Below are 11,398 nucleotides of genomic sequence, written 5' to 3' on the forward strand. Positions count from 1 at the left end.
AGATCAGCTTCACCAGCTGGCGGGTGACGTGGATATAGCGCGCCTTGGCCTGGGCGAAATCGGGGGCCTCGAAGCGGTCCTGGTCGAACAGGCAGATCAGGTCGATGTCGGAGGAGAAGTTCAGCTCGCTCGCGCCCTGCTTGCCCATGGCGAGCACCGTGTAGGCGGCGCCGGACGCGAGATCGGCCTCGTCGAGGCCCGGCAGGCGGCCCTGGCGCAGCTCGGTCGCCAGCAGCAGGCGCGCCGCGGCGTCGAGCGCCGTGTCGGCCAGCCGGGTCAGCGCCTCCATCACCGTGCCGAGCTCCCACACGCCACCGAGGTCGGCGAGCGCGATCAGGAGCGCGGCGCGCGCCTTGGCGCCGCGCAGCGCGGTGCCAAGCGCGCGGCTGTCGGTGAGGTCGGGATCCTCGGCGGCGGCGAGAACCGCATCGAGCGTTTGCTCCGGCGCCGTGTCGACGACCCCCGCCAGCCAGTCGGCCTGGCGCTCGACGAGGTGTCCGAGATAAGGGCTCGACCCGGCGGTGCCGAGCAGGAGGTCCGCGGTCGGGCCCGAGCTCAGCGAGCCGGGCAGCGCCCCCAGCACGGCGCGGGCCCGCTCGCGGTCGAGGGGGATCGGGGCGCGGGAGATGCGTGCGGCGAGGCTTTGCTGGGTCATGCCGCCAGCTTGGCCGCGCGCGCCTTGCCGTCAAGCCTCGCGGGCGGCGCTCATTGGGCGGCGGACGACATGGCCGCGGCGATTGCGGGCGCGTGGGCGTCGGGCACGAGCTCGCGCGCGATCCGGCGCACGATGGGCATCGCCTCCTTGGCGGTCATCCCCGGCACCAGGCGCTTGTCGTAGAGCATCTTCAGGATCAGCTCGTCGTGCCAGGTCAGCAGCGCGAATTCGCCGTCGTCGTTGAACACCGAGGGGCGCACCCTCGAATTGTCGTTGGCCGGACCGAGCGCCTGCGCGATCTCCTCGTTGAGGCAGGCGCGGCGCAGGAGCCCGGTGGTCTCCGATCCGATCACCGCGATCGCCGCGCTGATCAGGTTCGGGTTGTCGTGGGCGTAGACATTGTCGGCGATGCAGATGAGCGCGGGATGGCTGCGCCAGAAATTGAAGTTCCTGGCGAAGCGCGGGCTTACCTTCCTGAGCCGGGCGGCGACCGCGTCGCGCTCCTGGGGCGTGGTGATCAGGATGACGAAGTTGGCCTCCTGTCGCGCCCTGGCCGTGTCAATCCCCGTCAGGCGCGAGATCCGCGCCATCAGATTGGCGACCTCGGCGCGGTCGGTGGCGGTCACCGCGCTGCCGGCCAGGCGATAGCGCAGCGGGCCGGACCAGCGCTTGAGCGGCGAGGGGCGCAGATTGTTGTCCGCCCCGGGCCGGGTCGAGTCGGCCTCGCGGTTCAGGACCACAAGCCGGAAGTCGCGCGCGAGGTCGGCGGCATCGAACGGGGCGTCGGCGGCGACATAATCGACGCGCATCCGCCCCTTGGCGAGCAGATCGCGCTGGTAGGCCGCGTAGTACGAGGCCGAGGGGCGGCCGGCGCAGCCCGCGAGCGCTGCACAAGCGGCGACCAGGGCGCAAGCGAGGGCCGTACGGATCAGGGACCTGCGCATGGCGCCCATGCTGCGCCGCGAACGCGCCCAAGGCAAGGTGGCAAGGCAAGGTGGCGCCTGACCGCGCCGCCGAACGCCTCGGGGAAGCTGGCCTCTCTTGCATGCGCGGCCAAAGGTCTTAGGCTTCCGGGGCCCGCTTTCCCGAGCCGCGCCGGAGGAGACGTTGCGCCGCATTGCCGCCTGTCTCGCCCTGAGCCTTCTCGCCGCTTGCTCGCTTTTGAGCGGCGAGCGACCGGAGCCCATCGTCGGCCCTGCGGGCGCGCGCCTGAGCGAAGCGCAACTGGTCCGGCGACTGGATGCGGCCGACGTGGTGATCTTGGGCGAGATCCACGACAATCCGGTGCATCACGCGCGCCAGGCACGGCTGGTGCGGGCGCTGCAACCCAAGGGGCTGGCCTTCGAGATGGTGCCGGCGGCAAGCGAGGAGGGCATCCACGTGTTCCTCACCCAGGACGGGAGCCGTGCCGAAATCGGCCCTGCGATCGGCTGGAAGCGCCTGGGCTGGCCGGACTGGAAGCTCTATGCCCCGATCTTCGAAGCCGCGCCGGGCGCCTATATCGCGGGGGGCGGGCCGGCGCATTCGGAGCTGCGGCGCGCAGCCTTGCGCGGCCCCGCCGCAGCCTGGGGCGCCGGCGCCGACCGGGTGGGGCTGGCCGCGCCGCTGGACCGGGGCGTGCGCCGCAAGCGCGAAGACCAGATGATCGCGGCGCATTGCGGCAAGATCCCGCGCCTGGTGGCGCGCGAGCTGCTCGAGGCGCAACGCTTCACCGACGCTCGGCTGGCCCGGGCGACGCTCAGGGCGCGCAAGCGGGGCGGCGGGCAGGTCGTGTTGATCACCGGCGACGGGCACGCGCGCACCGACCGCGGCGTTCCGACCTATCTGAGGCGGCTGGCGCCCGGCCTCAAGGTGGTCTCGGTCGGCATGATCGAGCTGCCCGCCGGGGCCGACCCGGCGGTGGCGCGGCGCGGCCTGCCCTATGACTATGTCTGGTTCTCGAGGCCGGCGCAGCGGCCCGACCCGTGCACGCAACTGAACTAGCCGGCCCGGGCGGGGCCCTTCTGGATCCGGAAGGTCATGACGCCGTCGGGTCCCTCGGTCACCGAGAGCAGGGCGTGGCCCTGCTCGGCGCAGAAATGCGGGAAATCGACCCTGGCGGCCGGGTCGTCGGCGCGCACGGACAGCACCGCGCCGGCGTCGAGCCCCGCCAGCCGCTTGCGCGCCTTCAGGACCGGCAGCGGGCAAAGCAGGCCGGTGGTATCGAGCTCGGCATCGGGTGGGCGCTGAGCGGACATGGCCCAAGCGGTAGCGCCGCAGCAAATCGGGCGCAAGTGCTTGCCGCGGCGCGCGGACGCAGCTAGCGTCGCAGGCCATGAGGCGGTGCCTGAAAGGTCCCTGGACGAGCCGCGGCGTGCTGGTCGCGGCCGTCGCCCTGGCGGCGCTCGTGTCCGCGCCCCTGTCCGCCCGGACGGCGGACCCGGTGGTGGCCTACACCATCGTCAACGGCAATTCGATTCCGGCCAGCCTGAGCGGCGCGCCCGGTGATGCGGCGCGCGGGCGCAGGCTTTATGCCAGCAACCCGCGGGCGGGTTGTCCGGCCTGTCACGGAATGCCGGGAGACCCGGGCGGCGGGGCCACGGCCCCCGATCTCGCCGGGATTGGGGCGCGGCTGACGCCGGGGCAGATCCGCCTTTGGCTGGTCGCACCCGAGGCGCAGGACGCCGCGACGAAGATGCCCTCGTTCTACGCCGCCGGGCAGCGCAAGGCGGCCGACGATCCGCTCTATGGCGGTCCGGCCCTGACGGCGGCCGAGATCGAGGACCTGGTGGCCTATCTGGCAGGGCTGCGCAGCGGCAAGTGACGGCATCGCCGGTCGGTTGCGGCAATGGGACACTTTTCGCCGCGGCCCATGGCGGGTAGATGTGCCCTTGGGCCAGTTGCGCCACCGGCCGGAAAGGCAGGGCATGGAGATCGGCATCCTCACCGCCTTCTTTGGCGGAATCATCAGCTTCCTCAGCCCGTGCGTGCTGCCGCTGGCGCCGCCCTATCTCGCCTATCTCGGCGGCACCACGCTGGATCGGATTTCCGGCGACGGCCAGGCGCCCGACCCGCGGCTGGCCCGGCAGGTCTTCTTCGCTGCCTGTTTCTTCGTGCTCGGGCTGGCCACGGTTTTCGTCGCACTGGGCATGACAGCCTCGGCGCTCGGGCAGCTTTTACTCGCCAACAAGGTGCTGTTCGGGCGCATCTCGGGCGGCATCATCGTGCTTCTCGGCCTGCATTTCCTGCATGTGCTGCGCCTGCCCTTCCTCAACCGCGAGGCGCGCTTCAGCGGACCGGCCAAGGCGGGGACCTTCGGCACCAGCTACATGATCGGGATCGCCTTCGCCTTCGGCTGGACTCCCTGCATCGGGCCAATCCTCGGCGCGATCCTGGCGGTCGCGGCCCAGCAGCAGACGGTGCATTCGGGGGCGTTGCTGCTGGCGGTCTACGCGGCGGGGCTGGGCGTGCCCTTCCTGATCGCGGCGGCCTTCATCGGGCCGTTCCTGCGCTGGGCGCAGGGATTCCGACGCCATCTGGGCCTGGTCGAGAAGGTCATGGGCCTGATGCTGGTGGCTGTGGGACTGCTGATGGCCTTCAACCAGTTCGAGCGGATCGCCTATTTCCTGCTCGACATGTTTCCGGGGCTTGCCAGCTTCGGCTGATCGGTTCGGCCGATGCGCCGGGCCGGTCAGCGGCGAGCCTTGAGCTCCTCGAGCACGTAGAGCCGGATCGCGCTGGCCAGCGAGGCGGGCGGCGTGCGCGCCGCGTCGATCTCGGCGGCGAGTGCGTTCACCGACTTGCCCTCGGCGGCGGCGAGGCGGCGGAACTCGGCCCAGAAGGCGGCCTCCAGGCTCACCGAGGTGCGGTGTCCCCGAAGTGTCAGGGAGCGTTTTGCCGGCCGATCGGCTGTCGCGTGAGTCATTTATCCTGGTCGCCGTCGCTGCGTCGGTGTCCGTCGAGGCGCCGCGCCTCGAGCGCCGCGCGCGAGGCGCGCAGCCGCCGCACCGCCTTGCTCTCGCCGTGGAGCGTCGCCTGTGCGTCGGCCTCGCGGCGGGCCGCCTCGCGGGCCCGGCGCTTGCGGCCGCGGCGCAGGTTGAGAATCTCGGCCATTGCCGATCAGCTTGGCCCGAGCATCTTTTCGGGACGCACGACGCGGTCGAAGGTGGCCTCGTCCACGTAGCCGAGTCGCAGCGCCTCCTCCTTGAGCGTGGTGCCCCTCTTGTGCGCGGCCTTGGCGACCTCGGTGGCCTTGTCGTAGCCGATCTCCGGCGCGAGCGCGGTGACCAGCATCAGGCTGTCGTTCACCAGCCTGGAGATGCGCGCCTCGTTGGCCTCGATGCCTGCCACGCAGTTGTCGGTGAAGGAGGCCGCCGCATCCCCGAGAAGCTGCAACGATTGCAGCAGGTTGTAGATCAGCATCGGCTTATAGACGTTGAGCTCGAACTGGCCTTGGGAGCCGGCGAAGCCGACCGCCGCGTCGTTGCCGAAGACATGTGCACAGACCTGGGTGAGGGCCTCGCACTGGGTCGGGTTCACCTTGCCCGGCATGATCGAGGAGCCGGGCTCGTTCTCCGGCAGGAGCAACTCGCCGAGGCCGCAGCGTGGGCCCGAGCCTAGATAGCGGATGTCGTTGGCCACCTTGAAGAGCGAAGCCGCGACGGTGCGTGCTGCGCCCGACGTCTCGACCACCGCGTCGTGTGCGGCGAGCGCCTCGAACTTGTTCGGCGCTGAAACGAAGGGCAGCCCGGTGAGCTCGGCGATCTTGGCCGCGATCTGCTCGGCGAAGCCCTTTCGCGTATTGAGACCGGTGCCGACGGCGGTGCCGCCCTGGGCCAGCGCGTAGAGATTCGGCAGCGCGGCCTTGATGCGCTTGATTGCCTGCTCGAGCTGGAAGGCGTAGCCGCCGAACTCCTGGCCGAGCGTGACCGGGGTCGCGTCCTGGGTATGGGTGCGGCCGATCTTGATGATGTCGCGGAACGCCCCGGCCTTCTCGCTCAGCGCCGCGTGCAGCTTCTCCAGCCCCGGCAGCAGCACGTCGTGCGCGGTGCGCGCGGCGGCAATGTGCATCGCCGTGGGAAAGGTGTCGTTCGAGGACTGCGAGCGGTTGACGTGGTCGTTGGGGTGGACGGGGGTCTTCGAGCCGATCTCGCCGCCCAGCATCTCGATCGCCCGATTCGAGATCACCTCGTTGGCGTTCATGTTCGACTGGGTGCCCGAGCCGGTCTGCCAGACCACCAGCGGGAAATGCTCGTCGAGCTTGCCGCCGGCGACCTCGGCGGCGGCCTCGACGATGGCGCGGCCAAGCTCGGGCTCGAGGAGCCCCTGCGCCATGTTCACCTCGGCCGCGGCCTGCTTGATGACGCCGAGGGCGCGGATCACCGCGACGGGCTGGCGCTCCCACCCGATCGGGAAGTTCTGCAGCGAGCGCTGGGTCTGGGCGCCCCAGTAGCGGTCGGCCGGCACCTCGATCGGGCCGAAGCTGTCTGTCTCGGTGCGGGTCCCGCTCATACCTGTCTCCGTCGCAGCTATTCTCGCGGCGAGCTATAGCGCGCGGCCCCGCCGCTTGCCAGCCCCGGCCTCAGGACTTGTTGCGGAACCGGTCGAGGCTGACGACCTCGCCCGCGCCGCGCGGATTGTCGCCGTCGGGCTCGGGCGGCTCGTCGGCGGCGGCCTGCGCGGCCTCGTCGAGCTCGAGCACCACCTCCTCGCCTTCCTGGCTGTCGAACTTCAGGCCGAACTTGGCCGCCGGGTCGATGAAGGTCTTGACCGAGGCGAAGGGAATCACCAGCGTCTCGGGGCTGTTGGAGAAGTTGAGCGTGACGCGGAAGCGGTCGCCCATCACCGCGAGGTCGTCGAACCACTCCTGCAGCACGATCATCATCTCGCTGGGGTAGCGCTCGCGCAGCCAGTCCGGGATGTCGACGCCGGGATGCGAGGTGTCGAGCGTGATGTAGAAATAGTGCTCGCCCGGCAGGCCGTGGCGCGCCACGTAGCCGAGCACCTCGGCCATGACGCCGCGCATGGCCTTCTCCATGTAACGCCCGTAATCAAATTTCTCGCTGGCCGCCATATGCCGCAGCTCCCTGTCCACTTTCTCGGACCATATCCGATTCGGGCAGACAGGGAAGAGAGTCGCAGCGACGCGAAATGGTGGGAGGCAGGTCAAGGCGAGGGGTGCAGGCTTCTGTTGCCAGGCGCCTGCGGGCCCCGCCTGAAGCGGCTAAGCCTCAGGGCTTAGATTTCGGTGTCATCACCGCATTACGCGGCGACAGCCACCGGAGCACTATTGTCGTTGGCAATTGTGCTTTGCGGTCCGATAACGGCGGATCCACACCGGGCGGCAACCACACCTTTACACGGCCGTCGATCCTATTTCGGCCCCGTCTCCCGCCAACGACAGGGAGGATGGTGGAGCCGCCGGGTACCGCCCCCGGGTCCGGTCCGCTTATTACGTGGGCCGTCTACCGCCATAGCCCCCGAAGGGACGTGCCGAATATAAGGCGCGGACGGCGCGGGCGAAAGGGGTCACCGGCGTGCCTGCGAGACGATCATCGGCTGGTCGATCTCGCGCAAGAGCTTGCGCAGGATGGCGCGCGGGTAGTCGTCATAGCTTTTCGCGACCTCGACGAAGGCTCCGGGGCCGCCGATCACCTGGGCCCGGTAATGCGCCACCGGGTCGGGGTCGGCGCCGCGGATGACCACGCCGTTGATCGTGTAGCCCTGCCCGACCAGGGCGCGCGAGATCGGCCCGGGCTCGCGGCCTTCGTTCGAGACGCCGTCGCCCGAGACGTCGATCACCCGGCGTTTGCAGTGCAAGGGAGCGTCGGCGCTGACCGCGGCGGCGTGGACCAGTGCTTCGCCGATGGCGGTCGAGAAGTTGCGCCAGGCTCGCCCCGTGCCGCGCACCTCGGCAGCGAAGGCGGTCATCGAGGCGGCATCGGTGAGGTGACGCCAGCCGATCATCTGGCGCTGGCGGGTCGAACCCGACCACTGGGTCAGGGTCACCAGCATGCCGCCCTTGAGTTGACCAACGGCTGCGATCAGGGACGGGGTCTCGAAGGCCTGCGCCAGGCCGTTTTGCTGGAGGCCGAATTCGCGCGAGTCGATGCTGCCGGAGACATCGACCGCCAGCACCAGTTCGAGCGCGCAGGCCCCCGCCGGGACCGGGGCGAGGCCCAGGACGAGCGCTGCGAGCAGGGCCTTCATTGCATCGCTCCGACCACTATCTGATCGTCGATTTCGCGCAGGAGGCTGCCAACGATCACAGGCGGATACTCCGTGCCGTCGCGTGGCAGAGCCAGGGAGGCGACCGGGCCCCGGATCGCGAGGTCGCTGTGATGGCCGGCCCGATCTGGGTCAGCGCCCCCGATCGGCAGGCCCTTGATCGAGATGCCGTCGACCTGGCCCCGGCCGCGGTCGATCCCCGGCGTCAGGCCCTCGGTGTTTTCGCCGTGCTCGGAGACGTCTAGCCGCTTGCGCGCGCGCAATCGCCGCATCGTGGAATACCCGCGTTTTCCCTCCCTACGCCTAAGGATGGCGCGGGGGCGAAAGAATCCAGGCCTGCGCCGCCAGTCTCGGGCCGTTTCCTGCGGCGATCCGGTCGCCGGCCAGTTCGCGCAGGAGCTTGCGGCGCATGACCCGGGCATAGTCCGTATAGTCAGCGGCCACCTCGACGAAGGCATTGGGGCCGTGGGCGACCTCGGTTTCATAGAAGGAGACCAGCTTGGCATCGTCGCCGCCGACCACCAGGCCGTTCACCGTGACGTTGCTGAAGTTGAAGTTGCTGTAGGCCAGCTTCGGCGCGAATCCCGAATTGTTGACCCCATCCCCCGAGACGTCGATGACGCGGCGCCGGCAGGCCGGCGCATGCTCCATGAGCGCGGCGCCATAGCCAAGCGCGTAGCCGACGGCGGTGGGGAATTCGCTGTAGTGGCGCTTGTGCCCCGCGACGGCCCGGGCGAAGGCGTCGAGCTTGTCCGCGCCGGAGATGATCGTCCAGGGCGCGACCGATGCCTGCTGCTGCGACCCGCTCCACTCATAGGCCGTCAGCGCCACCGGGTCGGCCGGCGCCAGAATGGCGCGGCGCACCTCCGGGTCCTTCAGGGCCGCGGCCAGCCCGTTGATCTGCAGGCTGTACTCGCCCGGGTCGACGCTGGCCGAGACGTCGAGGGCAAAGGCCAGGGCCAGCCGGCAGGCCTGCGCCGGCCCGGCGAGGGCGATCAGCGCCCCGGCAGCGAGGGCCCTTACCAGGACCCGGTATTTGGCATCGAGGCCCATGGCTCCTTCGGCTCCTGCGCGCCGCCGGCGTTAAGCAGCTCGATCGAGATGCCGTCCGGCGACTTGACGAAGGCCATGCGACCGTCACGCGGCGGCCGGTTGATGGTGACGCCGGCGTCCATCAAGGTCTGGCACATGGCGTAGATGTCCTCGACCTCGTAGGCGAGGTGGCCGAAATTGCGCCCGCCGGTGTATTCCTCGTCCGAGTCCCAGTTGTAGGTCAGCTCGATCTGCGCCTCGGTCTGGCCCGGAGGGGCGAGGAAGACGAGCGTGAACTGCCCCTTCTCGTTGTCCATGCGCCGGACCTCCTCGAGGCCAAGCAGGTCGCAGTAGAATCGCTTCGAAATCTCGATGTCGCGAACCCGGACCATGGTATGGAGGTACTTCATCTTCATGCTGACTCTGCTCCCGTTTTCCGAGTCTTCCACATAGCTGTGCACAGGCGTGCAGACTTATCCACTGGATTGCGCACGTTCAGGGGCCATTTCATCCCCCGAATATCGACCTTGTCCACAGATGTTTCAGAACTCACTCACAGCAAGTCAGGCTACACCTTGTCGGATAGACCGTTGGTCGGATAGACCGTTGCCAAGTTTGGGAGCACAAAATATGAACGAGATGCTGAACGCCGATGAGCAGTCGGAGCTGGCATCCGTGCGCTCGCTCAAGAACGAGACCCGCCGCGCCATCGCGCCGGCCCTGGAGGAGCGGCTCTACCAGCCAATCCCCGTGCTCGATCATGGCTTCATCCGGGTGGTCGACTACATGGGTGACGATTCGGCCATCGTGCAGGCGGCGCGGGTGAGCTATGGCCAGGGCACGAAGGCGGCGCGCGACGACTCGGGGCTGATCCGCTATCTGATGCGGCACTGGCACTCGACCCCGTTCGAGATGTGCGAGATCAAGTTCCACGTGAAGCTGCCGGTCTTCGTCGCCCGCCAGTGGATCCGCCACCGCACGGCCAACGTGAACGAGTACTCGGCGCGCTACTCGATCCTCGACCGCGAGTTCTATATCCCCGCGCCCGAGAACCTCGCCGCCCAGTCCACGGCCAACCGCCAGGGCCGCGGCGAGGTGCTGGAGAGCGAGGCCGCCGCGCGTGTGCTCGAGATCCTCAAGGACGACAGCCGTCAGGCTTACGACCATTACGAGGAGATGCTGGCCGAAGGCGAAGGGCGCCCGGGCCTGGCGCGCGAGCTGGCGCGCATGAACCTGCCGATGAGTGTCTACACCCAGTGGTACTGGAAGACCGACCTGCACAACCTGATGCATTTCGTGCGGCTTAGGGCAGACGCGCACGCACAGTACGAGATCCGCGTCTATGCCCGGGCAATCGGCGAGATCATGCGCGAATGGGTGCCGGTCGCGCACGCGGCCTTCGAGGATTACCGGCTGAACGCGGTGCAGTTCTCGGGCCCCGCCATGGCCTGCCTGCGCCGGATGCTCGCGGGCGAGCAGGTGACGCAGGAGACCTCGGGCATGTCCAAGGGCGAGTGGCGCGAGTTCCGCGCCGCGCTCGAGGGCTGAGGCCGGCATTGACATCGCCGCTGCTCAGGGCAAGCTCTGCGCGTCCGGGACGCGAGGGAGCGGGGCGATGAAGAACGCGGCACTGGTGCTCGGGGTGATCGGCGGCGCGGTCGGCATGATCGTGGGCTTCTTCGCCTATGGCTGGGTCGAGCTGGGAAGCTGGCTTTCGGGCGCGACCGGGGGCGCGTCGAACCACCTGGTGAACCCGGGCGAGCACGCCGACCGCATACGCTTCATCAGCCTGTTCGCGCCGATCCTCGGCATCGCCGGCGGTGCGATGTCGAACCTGCGACCCGTGGGCGGGGCTGTGCTGATGCTGCTCTCGGCCGTCGGCATGTACTGGGGATTCGGCTTCGGCGTCTTCACCATGTTCCCGATCGCCATGTGCCTTGCAGGCGGCGTGCTGGGGCTGATGGGGCTGCTGACCCGCGAGCCCTGAGGCGGGATGGCCTGACATTCGAGGCCGCGCCGGGGTCGGGTGCCGCGCCGATTTGCAGCGGTCACGGTGTTGGCGCTCTGGTCGCGCCTTGGCCTGCCAGAGACAGCGGCCGGCATAACGGTGATACTCGCAATCGGACTCGCGGGCTTGTCGGCCTTGGGGCGTGTGGGCCAGCGGGAGCCGGCCGTGAGTGCCTGAATCGGGCGGATTTTCCTGCGTTTTCAATGGCTCGCGGACCTTTGGAAAAAACGCGCCTTGGCGGCGCGAAGCCTCTTGCGGCCCTGGGCGAATCTCCATATACAGCGCGCCTGCCCGGCGGCAGGGCACCAGTTCCGCCGCAGGGTGCGCCCGGAAACGGCATCTTCTGTCCCGGGCGCCGCTCTTTGACAGTATTGTGAACTTGAAGGGATATGCGGGCGGTCTGGTCCTTTGTGAGGGATGGACTGTTGGCATATTGGCCCTCTAGGGGGAGCTTGGTCTTTTCCCGATGATGGGGGTGTCAGCTTCGTTTTTCCTGC

Annotated in this window: 15 protein-coding genes, 1 other RNA gene and 1 pseudogene; 5 read left to right on the plus strand and 12 right to left on the minus strand. The window is 69.0% G+C overall.

Translation table 11 applies throughout. The annotated features are described in order from the left end of the window. Positions 1–655: pseudogene (locus AC32QD_RS12860) on the minus strand (glutamine-synthetase adenylyltransferase); the annotation flags it as partial. A 50-nt stretch (positions 656–705) separates the two neighbouring features. After that, positions 706–1,599: a DUF2927 domain-containing protein gene (locus AC32QD_RS12865; RefSeq protein WP_492010906.1), complete on the minus strand. Its 894-nt coding sequence runs from the start codon at positions 1,597–1,599 to the stop codon at positions 706–708. A gap of 163 nt (positions 1,600–1,762) precedes the next feature. Here AC32QD_RS12865 and AC32QD_RS12870 point away from each other — a divergent pair, with 163 nt between their 5' ends. Beyond that, positions 1,763–2,638: a ChaN family lipoprotein gene (locus AC32QD_RS12870; protein ID WP_492010907.1), complete on the plus strand. Its 876-nt coding sequence runs from the start codon at positions 1,763–1,765 to the stop codon at positions 2,636–2,638. Here the strand turns inward: AC32QD_RS12870 and AC32QD_RS12875 are convergent. Continuing rightward, a complete protein-coding gene (locus tag AC32QD_RS12875) occupies positions 2,635–2,892 on the minus strand; it encodes a sulfurtransferase TusA family protein (protein ID WP_492010908.1) in 258 nt (85 codons plus the stop codon). The two genes, AC32QD_RS12870 and AC32QD_RS12875, sit on opposite strands and share 4 nt — an antisense overlap. 116 nt (positions 2,893–3,008) lie before the next feature. Between AC32QD_RS12875 and AC32QD_RS12880 the strand changes: the two genes are divergently transcribed. Next, positions 3,009–3,458 carry a c-type cytochrome gene (locus tag AC32QD_RS12880; protein WP_492010909.1) on the plus strand — a complete coding sequence of 150 codons (450 nt, stop codon included), beginning with the start codon at positions 3,009–3,011 and terminating at the stop codon, positions 3,456–3,458. A gap of 103 nt (positions 3,459–3,561) precedes the next feature. Further along, complete coding sequence (locus tag AC32QD_RS12885) at positions 3,562–4,299, plus strand: cytochrome c biogenesis CcdA family protein (RefSeq protein ID WP_492010910.1); 738 nt, start codon at positions 3,562–3,564, stop codon at positions 4,297–4,299. A gap of 26 nt (positions 4,300–4,325) precedes the next feature. Here AC32QD_RS12885 and AC32QD_RS12890 read toward each other — a convergent pair whose 3' ends face one another. From AC32QD_RS12890 to AC32QD_RS12930, 9 genes are all read right to left on the minus strand, one after another. Continuing rightward, positions 4,326–4,559: a ribbon-helix-helix domain-containing protein gene (locus AC32QD_RS12890; protein WP_492010911.1), complete on the minus strand. Its 234-nt coding sequence runs from the start codon at positions 4,557–4,559 to the stop codon at positions 4,326–4,328. After that, on the minus strand, positions 4,556–4,747 hold the full coding sequence (locus tag AC32QD_RS12895) for a DUF4169 family protein (protein ID WP_492010912.1): 192 nt from the start codon (positions 4,745–4,747) through the stop codon (positions 4,556–4,558). Before AC32QD_RS12895 ends, AC32QD_RS12890 begins: the two co-directional genes overlap by 4 nt. A 6-nt stretch (positions 4,748–4,753) precedes the next feature. Continuing rightward, the gene (gene fumC / locus AC32QD_RS12900; RefSeq protein WP_492010913.1) at positions 4,754–6,145 is read right to left on the minus strand and encodes a class II fumarate hydratase; all 1,392 of its coding nucleotides are present in this window, start codon (positions 6,143–6,145) and stop codon (positions 4,754–4,756) included. A gap of 70 nt (positions 6,146–6,215) precedes the next feature. Continuing rightward, entirely contained in the window at positions 6,216–6,707 is a 492-nt protein-coding gene (locus AC32QD_RS12905) for an SspB family protein (RefSeq protein ID WP_492010914.1), read from the minus strand. A 103-nt stretch (positions 6,708–6,810) separates the two neighbouring features. After that, positions 6,811–7,162: a transfer-messenger RNA gene (ssrA, locus tag AC32QD_RS12910) on the minus strand. Next, positions 7,163–7,843, minus strand: coding sequence for a DUF1194 domain-containing protein (locus AC32QD_RS12915; RefSeq protein WP_492010915.1), 681 nt, complete (start codon positions 7,841–7,843; stop codon positions 7,163–7,165). It lies immediately after the preceding tmRNA gene. Continuing rightward, positions 7,840–8,124 carry a hypothetical protein gene (locus AC32QD_RS12920; RefSeq protein WP_492010916.1) on the minus strand — a complete coding sequence of 95 codons (285 nt, stop codon included), beginning with the start codon at positions 8,122–8,124 and terminating at the stop codon, positions 7,840–7,842. Before AC32QD_RS12920 ends, AC32QD_RS12915 begins: the two co-directional genes overlap by 4 nt. A 40-nt stretch (positions 8,125–8,164) precedes the next feature. Next, positions 8,165–8,914 carry a DUF1194 domain-containing protein gene (locus tag AC32QD_RS12925; protein WP_492010917.1) on the minus strand — a complete coding sequence of 250 codons (750 nt, stop codon included), beginning with the start codon at positions 8,912–8,914 and terminating at the stop codon, positions 8,165–8,167. Then, positions 8,881–9,309 carry a VOC family protein gene (locus tag AC32QD_RS12930; RefSeq protein WP_492010918.1) on the minus strand — a complete coding sequence of 143 codons (429 nt, stop codon included), beginning with the start codon at positions 9,307–9,309 and terminating at the stop codon, positions 8,881–8,883. Before AC32QD_RS12930 ends, AC32QD_RS12925 begins: the two co-directional genes overlap by 34 nt. Positions 9,310–9,532: 223 nt before the next feature. Between AC32QD_RS12930 and thyX the strand changes: the two genes are divergently transcribed. Together thyX and AC32QD_RS12940 are read left to right on the plus strand one after the other, a co-directional pair. Continuing rightward, a complete protein-coding gene (thyX, locus tag AC32QD_RS12935; RefSeq protein ID WP_492010920.1) occupies positions 9,533–10,441 on the plus strand; it encodes an FAD-dependent thymidylate synthase in 909 nt (302 codons plus the stop codon). Positions 10,442–10,508: 67 nt separating this feature from the next. Beyond that, the gene (locus AC32QD_RS12940) at positions 10,509–10,880 is read left to right on the plus strand and encodes a hypothetical protein (protein WP_492010919.1); all 372 of its coding nucleotides are present in this window, start codon (positions 10,509–10,511) and stop codon (positions 10,878–10,880) included. Positions 10,881–11,398: the final 518 nt, after the last annotated feature.

The organism is Thermohalobaculum sp. (genome assembly GCF_058622915.1).

Excerpts from the sequence above, each read along its gene's own strand:
- AC32QD_RS12865 (WP_492010906.1), bottom strand. The coding sequence starts at position 1,599 with ATGCGCAGGTCCCTGATCCGTACGGCCCTCGCTTGCGCCCTGGTCGCC.
- AC32QD_RS12875 (WP_492010908.1), bottom strand. The coding sequence starts at position 2,892 with ATGTCCGCTCAGCGCCCACCCGATGCCGAGCTCGATACCACCGGCCTG.
- AC32QD_RS12885 (WP_492010910.1), top strand. The coding sequence starts at position 3,562 with ATGGAGATCGGCATCCTCACCGCCTTCTTTGGCGGAATCATCAGCTTC.
- AC32QD_RS12890 (WP_492010911.1), bottom strand. The coding sequence starts at position 4,559 with ATGACTCACGCGACAGCCGATCGGCCGGCAAAACGCTCCCTGACACTT.
- AC32QD_RS12895 (WP_492010912.1), bottom strand. The coding sequence starts at position 4,747 with ATGGCCGAGATTCTCAACCTGCGCCGCGGCCGCAAGCGCCGGGCCCGC.
- fumC (WP_492010913.1), bottom strand. The coding sequence starts at position 6,145 with ATGAGCGGGACCCGCACCGAGACAGACAGCTTCGGCCCGATCGAGGTG.
- AC32QD_RS12905 (WP_492010914.1), bottom strand. The coding sequence starts at position 6,707 with ATGGCGGCCAGCGAGAAATTTGATTACGGGCGTTACATGGAGAAGGCC.
- AC32QD_RS12915 (WP_492010915.1), bottom strand. The coding sequence starts at position 7,843 with ATGAAGGCCCTGCTCGCAGCGCTCGTCCTGGGCCTCGCCCCGGTCCCG.
- AC32QD_RS12925 (WP_492010917.1), bottom strand. The coding sequence starts at position 8,914 with ATGGGCCTCGATGCCAAATACCGGGTCCTGGTAAGGGCCCTCGCTGCC.
- AC32QD_RS12930 (WP_492010918.1), bottom strand. The coding sequence starts at position 9,309 with ATGAAGATGAAGTACCTCCATACCATGGTCCGGGTTCGCGACATCGAG.
- thyX (WP_492010920.1), top strand. The coding sequence starts at position 9,533 with ATGCTGAACGCCGATGAGCAGTCGGAGCTGGCATCCGTGCGCTCGCTC.
- AC32QD_RS12940 (WP_492010919.1), top strand. The coding sequence starts at position 10,509 with ATGAAGAACGCGGCACTGGTGCTCGGGGTGATCGGCGGCGCGGTCGGC.